Consider the following 19,427-nt stretch of genomic DNA (forward strand, 5'->3'; position numbering starts at 1 on the left):
GACCCCGGAGCACCCACGTCACCGGCGCCGGGGCAGCCCCCTCGGCCGGTCACGCCCCGCGCGTCACGCGCCGACGGTCTCCCCGTCCGAGATCCTTACACCCCGCGCCCAGTCCGCGGCCTTCATCGGCTTCTTCCCCTGCGCCTGCACCCACAGCAGTTCCACGCCGTACGACCCGGTACCGACGTGCACACTGTTCTTGCCGACGGAGAGCGCGCCGGGGGCCAGATCCGTACGGTCGGGGACCGGCTGGACCTGGATGAGCTTGAGCCGCTCGCCGCGGAAGGTCGTCCAGGCGCCGGGCGAGGGGTGGCACCCCCGCACCACCCGGTCCACCCGCAGCGCGGGCGCGGACCAGTCGACCCGCGCGTCCTCGACGGTGATCTTCGGGGCGACGGTGATGCCCTCGGACGGCTGCGGTACGGCCTTCAGCGTGCCGTCCGCGATGCCGTCCATCGTGGCGGCGAGCAGCCCCGCGCCGGCGAAGGCGAGCCGGGTCAGCAGGTCACCGCTGGTGTCGGTGTGCCGGATCTCCTCGGTGACCGTGCCGTACACCGGCCCGGAGTCCAGCCCCTCTTCGATGAGGAAGGTCGAAGCGCCCGTGAGCTCGTCCCCCGCCATGATGGAGTGCTGCACGGGAGCGGCCCCGCGCCAGGCCGGCAGCAGCGAGAAGTGCAGGTTGACCCAGCCGTGCGCGGGGATGTCGAGGGCCACGCGGGGCAGGAGGGCGCCGTAGGCGACGACGGGGCAGCAGTCCGGGGCGATCTCGCGAAGCCGCTCCAGGAACTCGGGATCCCGCGGCTTGACCGGCTTCAGCACCTCGATCCCCGCCTCCGCGGCCCGCTCCGCGACCGGACTCGCGACCAGCCTGCGCCCCCGCCCGGCCGGCGCGTCCGGTCGCGTGACGACGGCGGCGACCTCATGCCGCCCGGAGGCGAGGAGAGCGTCCAGGGCGGGAACGGCGACCTCGGGGGTACCGGCGAAGACGAGCTTCATGGGTGGGCAGGGCCTCTCGGACGGGTGACGACGGGCAACGCACAAGTGTATGGCGGGGCCCCCGACCGCCGCACGGCCGGAGCGGGCCCCCTCAGGCGAGGCCCGTCCTCCTGACCAAGGCGCGAACCCCTCGCCCCCGGCGCACGCATATGTCGGTGCGCCCCCACTGCGTGACCAGCGGAGCGTAGACGCGTTGGTCAAGAAAGAGTTGACCACAACGGGCCGCGATCGCGGCCCCATCCTTTTCAACGCCGGTTCGAGAGGCTTGTTCATGGCCGACCACGCAACCCACGACGCCCAGGCTCGGGCCAGCCTGCACTTGCTGGTGCGGGACATCGAGCGGGTCCGCCGGCAGGTGGACGCGCTGCGCACCCTGACCGCCCAGCTGGGCAACGTCTACCGTCCGCGCCGCTCCGGCCCCTCCACGGGCTTCGTCGTCTACGGACGCGCCCCCGCTCCCACGGTCCGTCTCGCGCAGGAACTGCGGGACAGCGTCGAGACCCTGGTGACGGCCGCGGTCGACTTCGACCGCTCGCTCGGCTTCTCGTGGGACGCGGTGGGCTCCGCGCTCGGCGTCACCAAGCAGGCGGTCCACCGTCGTTACGGCGCCCGCCGCGCCACGGCCCAGGCGACGGCCGACGCCGAGCGCGCCACGGAGCCGTCGGGAACCCGCGCGGTCGGCGTCGACACCGCTGCCCCCACCGTGCCGGCGGTCCCCACGGTCCCCGCGGCCCGCTCCATGCCGACCCAGCCCACCGCGGGCAGCCCCGCCCTCCGTGAGGAGGCCAGGCCCACAGCCTTCCCCAGCCCCCGCAACGGCTGACCCGTCTTCCCTCTCTGCCCTCCCACCCCACGACCGGGAGGGCAGACGCATGTCCGCGCCCACCTCTGCCCCGCACGCCCGCGACCTTCGCAGTGTCTCCACGGCGACGCGTGGGCCCCTGTCCCCGCAGCCAGACGGTCCGGCGCCCCCTTCGCACCCGCGCCCCCGACCAGGCCCGTCACCCGATGTCAGGCGGATCGATCCGCACCCACACCGCCCCCTCGCCCCCGCTCCCCCCACCCCGAGCCATCCGCGAAGCCTGCGCGGCCTTGAGTGAGGCCGCCAACGCGGCCCCCCTTCCCGGCGGAACCCGCACCAGCACCCGCTCCCACCGCTCTCCGACCGGCGGCGCCCCCACCCTCCGAGGCCCCGCCGCTGCCGTCACCGGCAACGGCACAGGGCCCAACACCTCTGCCTCACCCGGCAGTTCCACAGCAGCCAGGAACTCGGCGAGCGCCTCCCCCGTCCCCGACACCGCGGCCATCCGCGACACGGGCGGGAACCCCAACTCGGCCCGCTCTCCCAACTCCCGCACCGCGTGCCCGACCGGGTCCCAGCGCACCAACGCCTGCACGGGCCGCAGGGTGGGCTCGGCGACCACCACCACGGTGCCCCCGGCTCCCTGCGCCCGCACCAGCGCCGCCGCCGCGATCCACCGCCTCAGCGCATCCTCCCCGGCCCGCAGGTCCGGCCGGCCGAGCATGGCCCACCCGTCCAGCAACAGCGCCGCCGCATAGCCGCCCTCGGCGACCGGCTCGGCCCCCGGCGTACTCACGACCAGCGCCGGGGCCCCTGGCACGGTGTCCAGGACATGCTCACGCCCGGAGGTCCGTACGGGAACCGCGGGAAAGGCCCGCCCCAGCTCCTCCGCGGTGCGCCGGGCCCCCACCACCTGCGCCCGCAACCGGAACCCCCCGCACTCCGGACAGTGCCAGGCCCCCTCCTCGCGCCCGCACCACCCGCACCGCAGCGCCGCCCCGGACTCCTGCCCCTCCAACGGTCCGGCGCAGTGCCGACACCGCGCGGGCGCCCGGCAGTTGGCGCACGCCATCCGCGGCACGTACCCCCGCCGGGGCACCTGCACGAGCACCGGCCCGTGCCGCAAGCCCTCTCTGACGGCCTGCCAGGCGAGCGTGGGCAGCCGGGCCGCCCGCGCGGCCTCGTCCCGCGCGAGATCCTGGTCCCCGACGGTCCGCACCAGCGGAGCCACCGCCCGCACCTGCTCCCGCGAGGCCACCAGCGGCCGGGCCCACCCGCTCTCCACGAGCTGCGCGGCCTCCACGGTGCAGCTCCAACTCCCCAGCAGGAAACCACACTTGTCCTGCGCGGCCCGCAACAACAGCACCTCGCGCGCATGCGGCTGCGGAGCGTGCGGCTCACTGTGGCTGTCGTCGCCGTCGTCCCAGAGAGCGACGAGCCCCAGGTCCCGCACCGGGGCGAACATGGCGGCCCGCGTCCCGACCACGGCCCGCACCGCCCCCCGCCGCACGGCCAGCCACTCGCGATACCGCTTCTCCGGCCCGGCATCGGCGGTCAGGACCGCATGCCGCCCCTCCCCCATCACCGAGGTGAGCGCGGCGTCGACGCGCGCGACGGCTCGTCCGTCCGGCACGACGACGAGCGCGCCCCGCCCCGAGGCCAGGGTCGCGGCCACGGCCCGCGCCAGTTCCTCACACCACTCCGGCCCGGGCAGGGCGTTCCACACCGCGCGCGGTGCGCCCCCCGAGGCCAGCGACTCCAGAAAGGCGTCCCCACGCTCGTACCGCCCCCAGGATCCCGGCTCCGGCGCGGCGGGCGGCGGCAAGGGCTCAGGTGAAGGCCGCTGCTCGGCCCGGGCGCTGCGAGGCGGTACGGCGAGCTGGAGCACATCGGCGAGGCTGCCCGCATAGCGGTCGGCGACGGCCCGCGCGAGTCCCAGAAGCTCCTCGCCGAGCACCGGCTCGGGCGAGACGACCTGGGCGAGGGCCGCCAGCGGTCCGGAGTAGTCCGATTCCGCGAGCCGCTCGACCAGGAACCCGTCGATCAGCCCCCCGCCCTCACGCCGCCCGTCCCGGACCCGCCCGCGCCCGGCCCCGAACCGCACCCGCACCCGCACCCCCGGCTGCGCGTCCGCGTCGAGTTCCTCGGGCACGGCGTAGTCGAAGTACCGGTCGAGATGCAGTACGCCCTTGTCGACCAGCACCCGCGCGACCGGCAACTCCTTGGCCAGCGCGGCCCCCCGCCACGTCCGCGGCTTGGCCCGCGGCACCTTGGCCTTCCGCACACTCTCCCGAATGAGCGCAAGCTGCTCGGGCTGCGCTCCCTCGGCGCCCCCGTCCTGCGACCCGTTCTCGCTGCTCACAGCATCATTGGTACCAGACCCCACTGACAGTCGGCCGTGCTGTCCGCCGTCGCGGTGCGCCGGTTGCCGGACATGCCCGAGGCCCGGCCCCCTGGGGGCCGGGCCTCGTACGGGTGGGGCGGGCCTACAGGCCCGCAGCCTTCCGCAACGCCTCCACGCGGTCCGTCTTCTCCCACGTGAACTCCGGGAGCTCACGGCCGAAGTGGCCGTACGCCGCCGTCAGGGAGTAGATCGGGCGCAGCAGGTCGAGGTCGCGGATGATGGCGGCCGGGCGGAGGTCGAAGACCTCGTCGATCGCCTTCTCGATCTTGTCTGTGTCGACCTTCGCGGTGCCGAAGGTCTCGACGAACAGGCCCACGGGCTCGGCCTTGCCGATGGCGTAGGCGACCTGGACCTCGCAGCGGGAGGCGAGCCCCGCGGCGACCACGTTCTTGGCGACCCAGCGCATCGCGTACGCCGCCGAGCGGTCCACCTTGGACGGGTCCTTGCCGGAGAAGGCGCCGCCGCCGTGGCGGGCCATGCCGCCGTACGTGTCGATGATGATCTTGCGGCCGGTCAGACCCGCGTCACCCATCGGGCCGCCGATCTCGAAGCGGCCGGTGGGGTTGACCAGGAGACGGTAGTTCTCCGTCTCCAGCTTGATGCCCTCGTCCAGGAGCGCCTTGAGCTCCGGCTCCACGACGAACTCGCGGATGTCGGGGGCCAGCAGGGACTCCAGGTCGATGTCGGACGCGTGCTGCGAGGAGACGACGACCGTGTCGAGACGGACGGCCTTGTCGCCGTCGTACTCGATGGTGACCTGCGTCTTGCCGTCCGGGCGCAGGTAGGGGATGGTGCCGTTCTTGCGGACCTCGGACAGGCGCTTGGCGAGGCGGTGCGCCAGGAAGATCGGCAGCGGCATCAGGGTCGGGGTTTCGTCCGTCGCGTACCCGAACATCAGACCCTGGTCGCCCGCGCCCTGGCGGTCCAGCTCGTCCTCGTCGCCCTCGACCCGGTTCTCGTACGCCGTGTCGACGCCCTGCGCGATGTCCGGGGACTGCGCGCCGATCGACACGGAGACACCGCAGGAGGCGCCGTCGAAGCCCTTCTTGGAGGAGTCGTAGCCGATCTCGAGGATCTTGTCGCGGACCAGCTGGGCGATCGGCGCGTAGGTCTTGGTGGTGACCTCTCCGGCCACGTGCACCAGACCGGTGGTGATCAGCGTCTCGACGGCGACCCGAGAGGTCGGGTCCTCCTTGAGGAGCGCGTCGAGGATGGTGTCACTGATCTGGTCAGCGATCTTGTCGGGGTGGCCCTCGGTCACGGACTCCGAGGTGAACAGACGACGGGACACAACGCTCCCTGGGGTTGCAGCGGCTGCTGGCTGATCATTGGCGGACGGGCTCGGGGGCTGCGCCCGGCACCGTCCGGGAACAGTTTATCGGTCGTGCTCGGCCAACGGCCCCCCTGTCTCGCCCATCGGGAGTGCTGTGACCTGCGGCACGGGCATTGTGCCCAATTCCGAGTGGACTTGGCCAGGGGCGCCACACCTCTGCGGCTGAGGTTCTCGAGGACCGAGAAGCGAATGAGACCGTCAGTGCAGGCGCCCCACCACCAGGTCCCACACGGTTTCGGCCAGGAACTCCTTCGGCCCGTGCGGTACCGGAGTCTCGCTGCCGTCGGCGCCCAGCACGACCGCCTCGTTCTCCTCCGACCCGAAGGTCTTACGCTCGCCCACCTCGTTGACGACGAGGAGGTCGCAGCCCTTGCGCTCCAGCTTGGTACGGCCGTTGGCCAGCACGTCGTCGGTCTCGGCGGCGAATCCGACGATCACCTGGCCGGGACGGGCGCGGTCGGCCGAGATCTCGGCGAGGATGTCCGGATTGCGCACCAGCACGATGGGCTCGGGGTCCTGACCGTCCTTCTTCTTGATCTTTCCGGCCGCGTACGTCTGCGGCCGGAAGTCCGCGACCGCCGCCGCCATGACGACCGCGTCGGCGTCGGCCGCCGCCTTCAGGACCGCTTCGCGCAGCTGTACGGCGGTCCCCACGGGGACGACGTCCACGCCGGCCGGGTCCGGCATCCCGGTGTTCGCCGCGACCAGCGTGACCCGGGCGCCGCGCGCCGCCGCGGTGCGGGCGAGGGCGTACCCCTGCTTGCCGGAGGAGCGGTTGCCGAGGAAGCGGACCGGGTCGAGGGGCTCGCGGGTGCCGCCGGCGCTGACGACGACGTGCCGACCCTTGAGGTCGGGCTCGGTGACACCGCGGGCCAGCACGCGGCGGCAGACCTCGAAGATCTCGGCGGGTTCCGGCAGCCGGCCCTTGCCGGTGTCGACGCCGGTCAGACGGCCGACGGCCGGTTCGATCACGACGGCGCCGCGGCGGCGCAGCGTCGCCACGTTCTCCTGGGTGGCCGGGTGCTCCCACATCTCGGTGTGCATGGCCGGCGCGAAGACGACCGGGCAGCGGGCCGTGAGGAGGGTGTTGGTGAGCAGGTCGTCCGCCAGGCCGTGCGCCGCCTTGGCGAGCATGTCGGCCGTCGCCGGGGCCACGACCACGAGGTCGGCGTGCTGCCCGATGCGGACGTGCGGGACCTCGTGGACGTCGTCCCAGACCTCGGTCGAGACCGGCTTGCCGGAGAGGGCGGACCAGGTGGGGGCGCCCACGAAGTGCAGCGCGGAGGCGGTGGGGACGACGCGGACGTCGTGGCCGGACTCCGTGAGCCTTCTCAGCAGCTCGCAGGCCTTGTACGCGGCGATGCCGCCGCTGACCCCCAGCACGACCTTCGGCTTGTCCACCGTCTCTCCCCGGCTCGGAAACGTATGACACCCATGACACACCACAGGCCCGGCAGCGTGACTGCCGGGCCTGTGGAAAACCAAGCTGAAAAAACTACTGCGCCGGGCCTTCGACAGCCTCGGACGTCAGCAGACCCGCGTTGATCTCGCGGAGGGCGATCGAGAGCGGCTTCTCGTGGACGTGGGTGTCCACCAGCGGACCGACGTACTCAAGCAGACCCTCGCCGAGCTGCGAGTAGTACGCGTTGATCTGGCGGGCCCGCTTGGCCGCGTAGATCACGAGGCTGTACTTCGAGTCAGTGGCCTCGAGGAGCTCGTCGATCGGCGGGTTGATGATGCCCTCGGGCGCGGAGATGGAAGAGGACACGCTCTACCTTCCGATGGATGGGAAAGAATCAGTGCGAATGATCAGGCCTCAACGAGCAGGCACGATCACACAACATCCATCAAGGCTAGCAGCTCGCGAGCCACGTCCTCGACGGAGGTGTTGACCAAGGTCACATCGAACTCGGGTTCTGCCGCCAGTTCGATCTTCGCCGCCTCCAGGCGGCGCTCGATCACCTCGGGCGGCTCGGTGCCACGTCCGGTGAGTCTGCGCACCAGCTCCTCCCAGGAGGGAGGAGCCAGGAACACCAGCTGGGCGTCCGTCATGGACTCACGGACCTGCCGGGCACCCTGGAGGTCGATCTCCAGGAGGACGGGCTCGCCCGCCTCCAGCCGCTCCAGCACGGCCGCACGCGGCGTGCCGTAGCGGTTGCCGGCGAACTCCGCCCATTCCAGCAGCTCGCCGTTGGCGATCAGCTTGTCCATCTCCTCGTCGGTGACGAAGAAGTAGTGGACGCCGTGCTTCTCGCCGGGGCGTGGCTTGCGGGTCGTCGCCGACACCGAGAGCCAGACCTCGGGGTGTTCCTTGCGCATATGGGCGACGACCGTGCTCTTGCCGACCCCTGAGGGGCCGGAGAGCACGGTCAGCCGCGGACGTACGTCCGGGGGCTCGGGGGTCGTCCCCCGGAATGTTGCAGCCATGCAGCGATTATTCCAGTAATCCCGGAGTGCCCGGGACTCCCTGTCCGGAGTGACCCGGTTCAGGAACCGGTGCTGCCGAACTCACGCTCCAGCGAAGCGATCTGGTTGGAGCCGAGGCCGCGTACACGACGGCTCTCGGAGATACCGAGTCGCTCCATGATCTGCTTGGCGCGGACCTTGCCCACGCCCGGAAGGGACTCGAGCAGGGCGGAGACCTTCATCTTGCCGATGACGTCGTTCTCCTGGCCCTGCTTGATGACCTCGTGCAGGGAGGCGCCGGAGTGCTTGAGTCGATTCTTGACCTCGGCCCGCTCCCGGCGAGCCGCGGCGGCCTTTTCGAGCGCGGCTGCGCGCTGTTCAGGGGTAAGGGGCGGAAGAGCCACGCCTACGTCACCTCGGATGTCGAACTGTCGGATACGGACCGGTGAGGAACCTAGTCGCCCCACACCTGGGGAGCCACGAGCAACACGCTTGCCCGTTGACTCTGCGTCGGAGACTAGCGGGCAAGTCCGCCAGAGTCAGCGAGAACAGCGGAAAAGTCCTGGTCAGCCTGCGCCAGGTCGGACATTTCTGACATAATGCCCATGATTTGAGGATGTATTCAGACTCAAGCGGGCCTCGGACCACACGTCGGAGGACTCGAACCGGGGAGTCGAACATCCGCGACGGCCGTCGCGAAGGCTCCATCCGGTCCTCCGACGACCGCCTCAGCCCGTCGGCTGCGCGGACCGGATCTCGTCCGCGAACCGTTCGGCGGAGGCGCGCAGCGCACCGGCGTCGGGACCGTGCCGCAGCACCCCCCGGCTGACGTTCGGGACGACGTTGCGGATCGCCGCCCCGAAGACCCGGGGAAGATCGGCCGGGGTGGCCCCCTGAGCGCCGACACCGGGCGCGAGGAGCGGGCCGTTGATGTCCAGGTCGTACGACGACAGATCGCCCAGCGTGGCACCGACGACGGCGCCGAAGGACCCCAGGGGCTCCTCCCCCGTGTTCTCGGCGGCCAGGTGGGCCAGCATGGTCGCGCCGACGTTCCGGCCGTCCGCGCGGACCGCGTGCTGGACCTCGCGGCCCTCCGGGTTGGAGGTCAGGGCGAGCACGAACAGACCCGTGCCGCTCTCGCGCGCCAGCGCGATCGCCGGCGAGAGCGAGCCGTAGCCGAGGTACGGGGACACGGTCAGCGCGTCCGAGAACAGCGGGGAGTCCTTGCGCAGGAAGGCCTCGGCGTACGCGGCCATGGTCGAGCCGATGTCACCGCGCTTGGCGTCCATGAGGACCAGCGCACCGGCCGCGCGGGCCTCCTGGACGGTCTTCTCCAGGACGGCGACACCTCGGGAGCCGAAGCGCTCGAAGAACGCGCTCTGGGGCTTGAACACGGCGACCCGGTCGGACAGCGCCTCGACGACCGTGCGGCTGAACCGCTCCAGACCGGCCACGTCGTCGTTCAGGCCCCACTCGGTGAGCAGCGAGGCGTGCGGGTCGATCCCCACGCACAGCGGGCCGCGCTCGTCCATGGCGCGACGCAGACGGGCTCCGAAGGGCTCGGTCATACGGTGATGTTCCTCACGTCGGCGCCGACCGCGTCGGCGAGGGTGGCGTGGGGGCTCGTGCGCAGGCGCGCGGCGAGGCCCTTGTGGATGGTGCGGGCCCAGAAGGGCCCCTCGTAGACGAAGGCGCTGTAGCCCTGGACCAGCGTGGCACCGGCCAGGATGCGCTGCCAGGCGTCCTCGGCGTCCTCGACGCCCCCGACGCCCACCAGGGTGATCCGGTCGCCCACACGCGCGTACAGACGCCTGAGGACCTCCAGGGAGCGCTCCTTGAGGGGGGCTCCGGAGAGGCCCCCCGTCTCCTTCACCAGGGCGGGTCCGGAGGCCAGACCGAGTCCCTCGCGCGCGATGGTGGTGTTGGTGGCGATGATGCCGTCCAGGTCGAGCTCGACGGCCAGGTCGGCGACCGCGTCGACGTCCTCGTCGGCGAGGTCGGGCGCGATCTTCACCAGGAGCGGGACACGGCGGTGCGCGACGATCCGGTCGGCGGCCTCCCGGACGGCGGTCAAAAGCGGTCGCAGCGCCTCGGTGGCCTGAAGGTTGCGCAGGCCGGGTGTATTGGGCGACGACACGTTCACGACCAGGTAGTCGGCGAAGGGCGCGAGGCGCTCCGCCGACTTCACGTAGTCGCCGATCGCCTCGGCCTCGGGGACGACCTTGGTCTTGCCGATGTTGACGCCCACGACGGTCTTGAAGACCGGCTCGCGGGACGCCAGACGGGCCGCGACGGCCAGTGACCCCTCGTTGTTGAAGCCCATGCGGTTGATGAGCGCGCGGTCCTGCACGAGGCGGAACAGCCGCTTCCTGGGGTTGCCCGGCTGGGCCTCCCCCGTCACCGTGCCGATCTCGATGTGGTCGAAGCCCAGCATCGCCATGCCGTCGATCGCGACCGCGTTCTTGTCGAAGCCCGCGGCGAGCCCGAAGGGGCCGTGCATGCGCAGCCCGAAGGCCTCGGTGCGCAGTTCCTTGTGGCGGGGCGCGAGGGCGGCCGCGACGAAGGTGCGCAGCACGGGGACGCGGACCGCGAGCCGGATCCAGCGGAAGGCGAGGTGATGGGCCTTCTCGGGGTCCATGTGCTTGAAGACGAGATTGAAGAAGATCTTGTACATGGTGTCCTCACGAAGAGGGGGACACCGTTTCCGGTGTCCCCCTCAGGGCTGCTAGTCGCGGGCCGCGGTCAGATGCTGCGCGTGTTCCTGGAGCGAACGGACGCCCACGTCGCCGTGGTTGAGGGCGTCGATGCCCTGGACGGCTGCGGCGAGCGCCTGGACCGTCGTCAGACACGGGACCGACCGCGCCACGGCCGCCGTACGGATCTCGTAGCCGTCGAGGCGGCCGCCGGTGCCGTACGGGGTGTTGACGATCAGGTCGACCTCGCCGTCGTGGATGAGCTGGACGATGGTCTTCTCGCCGTTCGGGCCGGTGCCCTCGGACTGCTTGCGCACGACGGTGGCGTTGATGCCGTTGCGCTTGAGGACCTCGGCGGTGCCGGAGGTGGCGAGCAGCTCGAAGCCGTGGGCGACCAGCTCGCGCGCCGGGAAGATCATCGAGCGCTTGTCGCGGTTGGCGACCGAGATGAAGGCGCGCCCCTTGGTCGGCAGCGGGCCGTAGGCACCCGCCTGCGACTTGGCGTACGCCGTGCCGAAGACGGAGTCGATGCCCATGACCTCGCCGGTGGAGCGCATCTCCGGGCCGAGGACCGTGTCGACGCCACGGCCGTGGATGTCGCGGAAGCGCGACCACGGCATGACGGCCTCCTTGACGGAGATCGGCGCGTCCAGCGGGAGCTCGCCGCCGTCGCCGTTGGCCGGGAGCAGGCCCTCGGCGCGCAGTTCGGAGACGGTCGCGCCCAGCGAGATCCGGGCGGCGGCCTTGGCGAGCGGCACCGCGGTCGCCTTCGAGGTGAAGGGGACGGTGCGGGACGCGCGCGGGTTGGCCTCCAGGACGTAGAGGATGTCGCCGGCCATCGCGAACTGGATGTTGATCAGGCCCCGGACGCCCACCCCGCGCGCGATGGCCTCCGTGGAGGCCCGCAGGCGCTTGATGTCGAAGCCGCCCAGGGTGATCGGCGGCAGCGCGCACGCCGAGTCGCCGGAGTGGATACCGGCCTCCTCGATGTGCTCCATGACGCCGCCCAGGTAGAGCTCCTGGCCGTCGTAGAGGGCGTCGACGTCGATCTCGATCGCGTCGTCCAGGAACCGGTCGACCAGGACCGGCCGCGAGGGGCTGATCTCGGTCGACTCGGCGATGTAGGACTCCAGGCGGGTCTCGTCGTAGACGATCTCCATGCCGCGGCCGCCGAGGACGTAGGAGGGCCGTACGAGGACCGGGTAGCCGATCTCGTCCGCGATGGCCTTGGCGCCCGCGAAGGTGGTGGCGGTGCCGTGCTTGGGGGCCGGGAGGCCCGCCTCGGCGAGGACCCGGCCGAAGGCGCCGCGGTCCTCGGCGGCGTGGATCGCCTCGGGTGAGGTGCCCACGACCGGCACGCCGTTGTCCTTGAGCGCCTGCGCCAGGCCCAGCGGGGTCTGGCCGCCGAGCTGCACGATGACGCCCGCGACCGGCCCTGCCTGCTGCTCCGCGTGGACGATCTCCAGGACGTCCTCCAGGGTGAGCGGCTCGAAGTACAGCCGGTCGGAGGTGTCGTAGTCGGTGGAGACGGTCTCCGGGTTGCAGTTGACCATCACCGTCTCGTACCCGGCGTCCGACAGCGCGAAGGACGCGTGCACGCAGGAGTAGTCGAACTCGATGCCCTGGCCGATGCGGTTCGGACCCGAGCCCAGGATGATCACCGCGGGCTTCTCGCGCGGGGCGACCTCGCTCTCCTCGTCGTAGGAGGAGTAGAAGTACGGCGTCTTCGCGGCGAACTCGGCCGCGCAGGTGTCGACGGTCTTGTAGACCGGGCGTACGCCGAGCGCGTGCCGCACCTCGCGCACCACGTCCTCGCGCAGGCCGCGGATCTCGCCGATCTGCTGGTCGGAGAAGCCGTGCCGCTTGGCCTCGGCGAGGAGATCGGCGTCCAGACGCTCAGCGGAGGCCAGCTCGTCCGCGACCTCCTTGATCAGGAAGAGCTGGTCGACGAACCAGGGGTCGATCTTCGTGTACGCGAAGACCTCCTCGGGCGTGGCGCCCGCGCGGATGGCCTGCATGACGGTGTTGATACGGCCGTCGGTGGGCCGTACGGACTCCTCCAGGAGGGCCGCCTTGTCGCCGGGGTCGCCCACGAAGGTGAACTGGCTGCCCTTCTTCTCCAGCGAGCGCAGCGCCTTCTGGAAGGCCTCGGTGAAGTTGCGGCCGATCGCCATGGCCTCGCCGACGGACTTCATGGTGGTCGTCAGCGTGGAGTCGGCGGACGGGAACTTCTCGAAGGCGAACCGGGGGGCCTTGACGACCACGTAGTCGAGGGTCGGCTCGAAGGAGGCCGGGGTCTGCTCGGTGATGTCGTTGGGGATCTCGTCGAGCGTGTAGCCGACGGCGAGCTTCGCGGCGATCTTGGCGATCGGGAAGCCGGTCGCCTTGGAGGCGAGCGCCGACGACCGCGACACGCGCGGGTTCATCTCGATGACGATCACGCGGCCGTCCTCGGGGTCCACCGCGAACTGGATGTTGCAGCCGCCCGTGTCGACGCCGACCTCGCGGATGATCGCGATGCCGACGTCGCGCAGTACCTGGTACTCGCGGTCGGTGAGCGTCATGGCGGGCGCGACGGTGATCGAGTCGCCGGTGTGCACGCCCATGGGGTCGAAGTTCTCGATGGAGCAGACGACCACGACGTTGTCGTTCTTGTCGCGCATCAGCTCCAGTTCGTACTCCTTCCAGCCGAGGATGGACTCCTCCAGGAGCACCTCGGTGGTCGGCGAGAGGGTCAGGCCCTGGCCGGCGATGCGGCGCAGCTCCTCCTCGTCGTGCGCGAAGCCGGAGCCGGCGCCGCCCATCGTGAAGGACGGGCGGACGACGACCGGGTAGCCGCCGAGCGTGTCGACGCCCTTGAGGACGTCGTCCATGGAGTGGCAGATGACCGAGCGGGCGGACTCGCCGTGCCCGATCTTCTTGCGGACCTCCTCCACGACGTCCTTGAACAGGTCGCGGTCCTCGCCCTTGTTGATCGCCTCGACGTTGGCGCCGATCAGCTCGACGCCGTACTTGTCGAGGGTGCCGGCCCCGTGCAGCGAGATCGCGGTGTTGAGGGCCGTCTGGCCGCCCAGGGTGGGCAGCAGGGCGTCGGGGCGCTCCTTGGCGATGATCTTCTCGACGAACTCCGGGGTGATCGGCTCGACGTAGGTGGCGTCGGCGATCTCCGGGTCGGTCATGATCGTCGCCGGGTTGGAGTTGACGAGGATGACGCGCAGGCCCTCGGCCTTGAGCACGCGGCACGCCTGGGTGCCGGAGTAGTCGAACTCGGCGGCCTGGCCGATGACGATCGGGCCGGAGCCGATGACCAGGACGGACTGGATATCGGTGCGCTTAGGCACGCTGGCCCTCCATCAGTGATACGAAGCGGTCGAACAGGTAGGCGGCGTCGTGCGGGCCCGCTGCCGCTTCGGGGTGGTACTGCACGGAGAAGGCCGGCTGGTCGAGCAGCTGGAGCCCCTCCACGACGTCGTCGTTCAGGCAGACGTGGGAGACCTCGGCACGGCCGAACTTGGTCTCGCTGACCTTGTCGAGCGGCGCGTCCACGGCGAATCCGTGGTTGTGCGCGGTGACCTCGACCTTGCCGGTCGTACGGTCCTGCACGGGCTGGTTGATGCCCCGGTGGCCGTACTTCAGCTTGTAGGTGCCGAAGCCGAGGGCCCGGCCGAGGATCTGGTTGCCGAAGCAGATGCCGAACAGCGGCGTCCTGCGCTCCAGGACGGCGGTCATGAGCGCGACCGGGCCGTCGGCGGTGGCCGGGTCACCGGGCCCGTTGGAGAAGAAGACCCCGTCGGGGCCGACGGCGTAGACCTCCTCCGCGGTGGCCGTGGCCGGCAGCACGTGCACCTCGATGCCCCGCTCGGCCATGCGGTGCGGGGTCATGCCCTTGATGCCGAGGTCGATCGCGGCGACGGTGAACCTCTTCTCGCCGACCGCGGGGACGACGTACGTCTCCTCGGTGGCGACCTCCTCGTACAGCGAGGCGCCCTTCATGTGCGGCTGGGCCTGCACCCGCGCGACGAGCTCGGACTCGGCGGCGATCGCCTCGCCGGAGAAGATCCCGGAGCGCATGGAGCCGCGCTCGCGCAGGTGGCGGGTGAGGGCGCGGGTGTCGATGCCGGAGATCCCGACGACGCCCTGCGCGACCAGCTCGTCGTCCAGGGAGCGCTTGGCCCGCCAGTTGGACGGCACGCGCGCGGGGTCGCGCACGACGTACCCGGAGACCCAGATGCGGCGGGACTCGTCGTCCTCGTCGTTCCAGCCGGTGTTGCCGATCTGCGGGGCGGTCGCGACGACGATCTGCCGGGCGTACGAGGGGTCGGTCAGGGTCTCCTGGTAGCCGGTCATGCCGGTGGAGAACACGGCCTCGCCGAAGGTCTCCCCCACGGCCCCGTAGGAACGGCCGCGGAAGACCCGGCCGTCCTCCAGGACGAGTACCGCGGGGACCTTCGAGGCCCCCCTTGTGGAGGTCGTCATCGTGCGCCTTCCGTTTCCGTCTTGTTGATCATGGAGTTAATGGTGTCGACCCAGTCGGTGTGCTCGGCCGCGTGGTCCGAGCGGAACCCCGAGTCGATCAGCCGCTCGCCGTGCGCCCAGGTCACCAGGAGCAGCCCGCCCTCGGTCAGGACCTTGCCGGCGATGCCCTTGCCGAGCACGGCCTCCCGCAGGGCCTCGCGCGGGATGAAGAAGTCGGTCGCGCCGGGGCGGACGACGTCCAGTCCCGCATCCGTCAGCGTGAGCTCGACCCGGCTGCGGGTGCCGAGGCCATGCGCCACGATCCGGTCGAGCCACTGCCCGGCGGTGGTGGAGCCGTGGTACCGGCCGCTCATGCTCAGTCTCACCGGGCCGGGGTCTTCCGGCGCGGTGGGCAGCTCGGGCAGGTCTCCCTGGAGCGTGCCGCGCCACTTCCAGCCCTCGCGCATCAGCCAGTAGACGAGCGCGACGAAGAGGGCGAGACCGACGAGCCAGCCGATGCGGGCGGCCCAGTCGGTGACCTCGGCCGACTTCCTCTCGGCTGCGAGACCGGCGGCCAGCAGGATTTCAGATGTCACGTGAGCTTCCCGTCGACGAGCGTGGCCTTGCCCCGGAGCCACGTGTGCGTGACGCGGCCCGGCAGCTCACGCCCCTCGTACGGAGTGTTGCGGCTGCGCGAGGCGAAGCCCGCGGGGTCCACCGACCCACGGTATGCCGTGTCGACCAGCGTGAGGTTGGCGGGCTCACCAGCCGAGACGGGACGGCCGTGCCCCGTGGCCTGCCCGATGCGGGCGGGCGTGACGGACATGCGCTCGGCGACCCCTGCCCAGTCGAGGAGCCCGGTGTCCACCATGGTCTCCTGCACCACTGACAACGCGGTCTCCAGGCCGACCATGCCCATGGCGGCGGCGGCCCACTCGCAGTCCTTGTCCTCGTGCGGGTGCGGGGCGTGGTCGGTGGCGACGATGTCGATGGTGCCGTCGGCCAGGGCCTCGCGCAGGGCGAGCACGTCGCGCTCGGTGCGCAGCGGCGGGTTCACCTTGTAGACCGGGTTGTACGTCCGTACCAGCTCGTCGGTGAGGAGCAGGTGGTGCGGGGTGACCTCGGCGGTGACGTCGATACCGCGGGACTTGGCCCAGCGCACGATCTCGACGGACCCGGCGGTCGACAGGTGGCAGATGTGCACGCGGGAGCCGACGTGCTCGGCGAGCAGGACGTCCCGGGCGATGATCGACTCCTCGGCCACCGCGGGCCAGCCACCGAGCCCCAGCTCGGCGGAGACGATGCCCTCGTTCATCTGGGCGCCCTCGGTCAGCCGCGGCTCCTGCGCGTGCTGGGCGACGACCCCGCCGAAGGCCTTCACGTACTCCAGCGCGCGCCGCATGATCACGGCGTCGTCGACGCACTTGCCGTCGTCGGAGAAGACGGTCACACCGGCCGCCGACTCGTGCATGGCGCCCAGTTCGGCGAGCTTGCGCCCCTCCAGGCCGACGGTGACGGCGCCGATGGGCTGCACGTCGCAGTAGCCGTGCTCCTGGCCCAGCCGGTAGACCTGCTCGACCACACCGGCGGTGTCGGCGACCGGGAAGGTGTTGGCCATGGCGAACACGGCCGTGTAGCCGCCGGAGGCCGCCGCGCGCGTGCCGGTCAGCACGGTCTCGGAGTCCTCACGGCCGGGCTCACGCAGATGGGTGTGCAGGTCGACGAGGCCAGGCAGGAGCACCTTGCCGGCCGCCTCGACGACCTCGGCGCCCTCGGCGGGCAGCCCCGTACCGACCGCCTCGATGACAGAACCGTCGATCAGCACGTCCTGCGGCTCGCCGCCGAGGACCTTCGCACCACGGATCAGGATCTTGCTCATGTGACTTACTTCTCCTCGACACGGGTGTGGCTGACGGCAGGCTCGTTTCCACCGAGCAGCAGGTACAGAACGGCCATCCGGATGGAGACTCCGTTTGCGACCTGCTCGACGACGGTGCAGCGGTCGGAGTCGGCGACCTCGGCGGTGATCTCCATGCCGCGGACCATCGGGCCGGGGTGCATCACGATGGCGTGCTCCGGCATCCGCGCCATGCGGTCACCGTCGAGGCCGTAGCGCCGCGAGTACTCGCGCTCGGTCGGGAAGAACGCGGCGTTCATGCGCTCGCGCTGGACACGCAGCATCATCACCGCGTCGGACTTGGCGAGCGTGCTGTCCAGGTCGTACGACACCTCGCACGGCCAGGTCTCCACGCCGACCGGCACCAGGGTGGGCGGGGCGACGAGGGTGACCTCGGCGCCGAGGGTGTGCAGCAGGTCGACGTTGGAGCGGGCGACACGGCTGTGCAGGACGTCCCCGACGATCGTGATGCGCTTGCCGGCGAGGTCCTGGCCGATCCCGGCGTCCCGTCCGACGAGCCTGCGGCGCATGGTGAACGCGTCCAGCAGGGCCTGGGTGGGGTGCTGGTGGGTGCCGTCGCCGGCGTTGATGACGGCCGCGTCGATCCAGCCGGAGTTGGCGAGGCGGTACGGCGCTCCGGAGGCACCGTGGCGGATGACGACGGCGTCGACGCCCATGGCCTCCAGCGTCTGGGCGGTGTCCTTGAGGGACTCGCCCTTGGACACGCTGGAGCCCTTGGCGGTGAAGTTGATGACGTCCGCCGAGAGACGCTTCTCGGCGGCCTCGAAGGAGATACGCGTACGCGTGGAGTCCTCGAAGAAGAGGTTGACGATCGTGCGGCCGCGCAGGGTCGGCAGCTTCTTGATCGGCCGGTCGGCGACCCGGGCCATCTCCTCGGCGGTGTCGAGGAGGAGGACGGCGTCGTCGCGGGTGAGGTCGGCGGCCGAGATGAGATGACGCTGCATCTGTCAGGCTCCGTAAGGCAGTTCAGGTATCGGGAGGATCCGGGCAGGTGAGGGCGCACCGAAAAGTGCCCCCGCGCACCTGCTGCTAGGTCTGCTTCACGCCGAGCAGCACGGTGTCGCGACCGTCCTCCTCGACGAGCTGGACCTTGACCGTCTCCCGCAACGACGTGGGGAGGTTCTTGCCGACGTAGTCGGCGCGGATGGGCAGTTCGCGGTGGCCTCTGTCGACGAGGACCGCGAGCTGCACCGCGCGGGGGCGCCCGATGTCGTTCAGTGCGTCCAGGGCGGCGCGGATGGTACGCCCGGAGAAGAGCACGTCGTCGACGAGGACGACCAGCCGGCCGTCGATGCCGTCACCGGGGATCTCGGTACGGGCCAGCGCTCGCGGCGGATGCATGCGCAGATCGTCGCGGTACATGGTGATGTCGAGCGAACCGACCGGAATCCTGCGGTCGGTGATCTCCTCCAGCTTCACGGCGAGCCGCTGGGCGAGGAAGACGCCTCGGGTGGGGATGCCGAGGAGCACCACGTCGTCGGCGCCCTTGGCGCGTTCGACGATCTCGTGGGCGATACGGGTCAGCACACGCGCGATGTCGGGGCCTTCGAGAACGGGCCGGGCATCGGACGCCTGGATGTCGGAAGTGTCCTGCTTGTCCATACGAAACGGACCTCCTTCTCCGCCTCACGGGACGGACCTTAAAGGACGTCGGATTTGCGCCATCCACGGTAGCAGGCCCGAACGAGGCCCCCGATCACCCCCTTGGCTCAATCAGCCACCACCCTCACGGAAGAGCCGGTGTGGACCATTCGGCTTGACGCGCAAGAGTCACGCTGCGTAACCTCACAGTGAGTTACCAGACGCGCGGCTCGAAACCACTGCGGCCGCGTCGATCCAGTGTCCGGGGAGCTATATGTCCAGCGAATACGCCAAACAGCTCGGGGCCAAGCTCCGGGCCATCCGCACCCAGCAGGGCCTTTCCCTCCACGGTGTCGAGGAGAAGTCCCAGGGACGCTGGAAGGCGGTCGTGGTCGGTTCGTACGAGCGCGGCGACCGCGCGGTGACCGTGCAGCGTCTTGCCGAGTTGGCGGATTTCTACGGCGTTCCGGTGCAGGAGCTGCTGCCCGGCACCACTCCGGGCGGGGCCGCCGAGCCCCCGCCGAAGCTGGTCCTGGACCTGGAGCGGCTGGCCCACGTCCCGGCCGAGAAGGCGGGCCCCCTCCAGCGCTACGCCGCCACGATCCAGTCGCAGCGCGGTGACTACAACGGCAAGGTGCTCTCGATCCGCCAGGACGACCTGCGCACACTCGCCGTCATCTACGACCAGTCGCCCTCGGTCCTCACCGAGCAGCTGATCAGCTGGGGCGTACTGGACGCGGACGCGCGTCGCGCGGTGTCCCACGAGGAGAGCTGAGCCGCTCCCAGCCTCAGCAGAAACGTGCCGCCGGGGTGGCCGGAACTTCACGGTTCCGGCCACC

The 19,427-nt window shown here is 70.9% G+C and carries 17 protein-coding genes; 2 read left to right on the forward strand and 15 right to left on the reverse strand.

Annotated elements, in window-relative coordinates:
• Positions 1–63: 63 nt before the first annotated feature.
• A complete protein-coding gene (gene fmt, locus ABZT06_RS38010) occupies positions 64–996 on the reverse strand; it encodes a methionyl-tRNA formyltransferase (protein ID WP_355751805.1) in 933 nt (310 codons plus the stop codon).
• A gap of 271 nt (positions 997–1,267) precedes the next feature.
• On the opposite strand from fmt, the gene ABZT06_RS38015 reads away from it, so the two are divergent.
• On the forward strand, positions 1,268–1,819 hold the full coding sequence (locus ABZT06_RS38015) for a hypothetical protein (RefSeq protein ID WP_355751807.1): 552 nt from the start codon (positions 1,268–1,270) through the stop codon (positions 1,817–1,819).
• Between the two features lie 178 nt (positions 1,820–1,997).
• Here the strand turns inward: ABZT06_RS38015 and ABZT06_RS38020 are convergent, their stop codons facing one another.
• From ABZT06_RS38020 to pyrR, 14 genes are all read right to left on the reverse strand, one after another.
• The gene (locus tag ABZT06_RS38020; RefSeq protein WP_355751809.1) at positions 1,998–4,160 is read right to left on the reverse strand and encodes a primosomal protein N'; all 2,163 of its coding nucleotides are present in this window, start codon (positions 4,158–4,160) and stop codon (positions 1,998–2,000) included.
• A 124-nt stretch (positions 4,161–4,284) separates the two neighbouring features.
• Positions 4,285–5,493, reverse strand: a complete 1,209-nt coding sequence (gene metK, locus ABZT06_RS38025; protein WP_355751811.1) for a methionine adenosyltransferase — start codon at positions 5,491–5,493, stop codon at positions 4,285–4,287.
• A 240-nt stretch (positions 5,494–5,733) separates the two neighbouring features.
• Positions 5,734–6,936: a bifunctional phosphopantothenoylcysteine decarboxylase/phosphopantothenate--cysteine ligase CoaBC gene (gene coaBC, locus ABZT06_RS38030; protein ID WP_355751813.1), complete on the reverse strand. Its 1,203-nt coding sequence runs from the start codon at positions 6,934–6,936 to the stop codon at positions 5,734–5,736.
• Between the two features lie 94 nt (positions 6,937–7,030).
• A complete protein-coding gene (gene rpoZ / locus ABZT06_RS38035) occupies positions 7,031–7,303 on the reverse strand; it encodes a DNA-directed RNA polymerase subunit omega (RefSeq protein WP_003988945.1) in 273 nt (90 codons plus the stop codon).
• Positions 7,304–7,368: 65 nt separating this feature from the next.
• Positions 7,369–7,962, reverse strand: a complete 594-nt coding sequence (gene gmk / locus ABZT06_RS38040; protein WP_355751815.1) for a guanylate kinase — start codon at positions 7,960–7,962, stop codon at positions 7,369–7,371.
• Positions 7,963–8,021: 59 nt separating this feature from the next.
• On the reverse strand, positions 8,022–8,345 hold the full coding sequence (locus tag ABZT06_RS38045) for an integration host factor (RefSeq protein ID WP_003977346.1): 324 nt from the start codon (positions 8,343–8,345) through the stop codon (positions 8,022–8,024).
• Between the two features lie 324 nt (positions 8,346–8,669).
• Positions 8,670–9,509 carry an orotidine-5'-phosphate decarboxylase gene (pyrF, locus tag ABZT06_RS38050; RefSeq protein WP_355751817.1) on the reverse strand — a complete coding sequence of 280 codons (840 nt, stop codon included), beginning with the start codon at positions 9,507–9,509 and terminating at the stop codon, positions 8,670–8,672.
• Positions 9,506–10,615 (reverse strand): quinone-dependent dihydroorotate dehydrogenase, encoded by a 1,110-nt coding sequence (locus tag ABZT06_RS38055; protein WP_355751819.1) that lies wholly within the window; start codon positions 10,613–10,615, stop codon positions 9,506–9,508. The genes pyrF and ABZT06_RS38055 overlap by 4 nt, the downstream gene beginning before the upstream one ends.
• 51 nt (positions 10,616–10,666) lie before the next feature.
• Complete coding sequence (carB, locus tag ABZT06_RS38060; protein WP_355751821.1) at positions 10,667–13,975, reverse strand: carbamoyl-phosphate synthase large subunit; 3,309 nt, start codon at positions 13,973–13,975, stop codon at positions 10,667–10,669.
• Complete coding sequence (gene carA, locus ABZT06_RS38065; RefSeq protein ID WP_355751823.1) at positions 13,968–15,110, reverse strand: glutamine-hydrolyzing carbamoyl-phosphate synthase small subunit; 1,143 nt, start codon at positions 15,108–15,110, stop codon at positions 13,968–13,970. Before carA ends, carB begins: the two co-directional genes overlap by 8 nt.
• Positions 15,107–15,685, reverse strand: a complete 579-nt coding sequence (locus tag ABZT06_RS38070; RefSeq protein ID WP_355751825.1) for a hypothetical protein — start codon at positions 15,683–15,685, stop codon at positions 15,107–15,109. Before ABZT06_RS38070 ends, carA begins: the two co-directional genes overlap by 4 nt.
• Positions 15,682–16,968 (reverse strand): dihydroorotase, encoded by a 1,287-nt coding sequence (locus tag ABZT06_RS38075; RefSeq protein ID WP_355751827.1) that lies wholly within the window; start codon positions 16,966–16,968, stop codon positions 15,682–15,684. Before ABZT06_RS38075 ends, ABZT06_RS38070 begins: the two co-directional genes overlap by 4 nt.
• Before the next feature lie 5 nt (positions 16,969–16,973).
• Positions 16,974–17,951, reverse strand: a complete 978-nt coding sequence (locus ABZT06_RS38080) for an aspartate carbamoyltransferase catalytic subunit (protein ID WP_355751829.1) — start codon at positions 17,949–17,951, stop codon at positions 16,974–16,976.
• A gap of 85 nt (positions 17,952–18,036) precedes the next feature.
• On the reverse strand, positions 18,037–18,609 hold the full coding sequence (pyrR, locus tag ABZT06_RS38085; protein WP_355751831.1) for a bifunctional pyr operon transcriptional regulator/uracil phosphoribosyltransferase PyrR: 573 nt from the start codon (positions 18,607–18,609) through the stop codon (positions 18,037–18,039).
• Positions 18,610–18,862: 253 nt separating this feature from the next.
• On the opposite strand from pyrR, the gene bldD reads away from it, so the two are divergent.
• Entirely contained in the window at positions 18,863–19,363 is a 501-nt protein-coding gene (bldD, locus tag ABZT06_RS38090; RefSeq protein WP_003956405.1) for a transcriptional regulator BldD, read from the forward strand.
• Positions 19,364–19,427: the final 64 nt, after the last annotated feature.

Source organism: Streptomyces sp. NPDC005483 (assembly GCF_040606035.1).
In the GTDB taxonomy this organism is placed as follows: domain Bacteria; phylum Actinomycetota; class Actinomycetes; order Streptomycetales; family Streptomycetaceae; genus Streptomyces.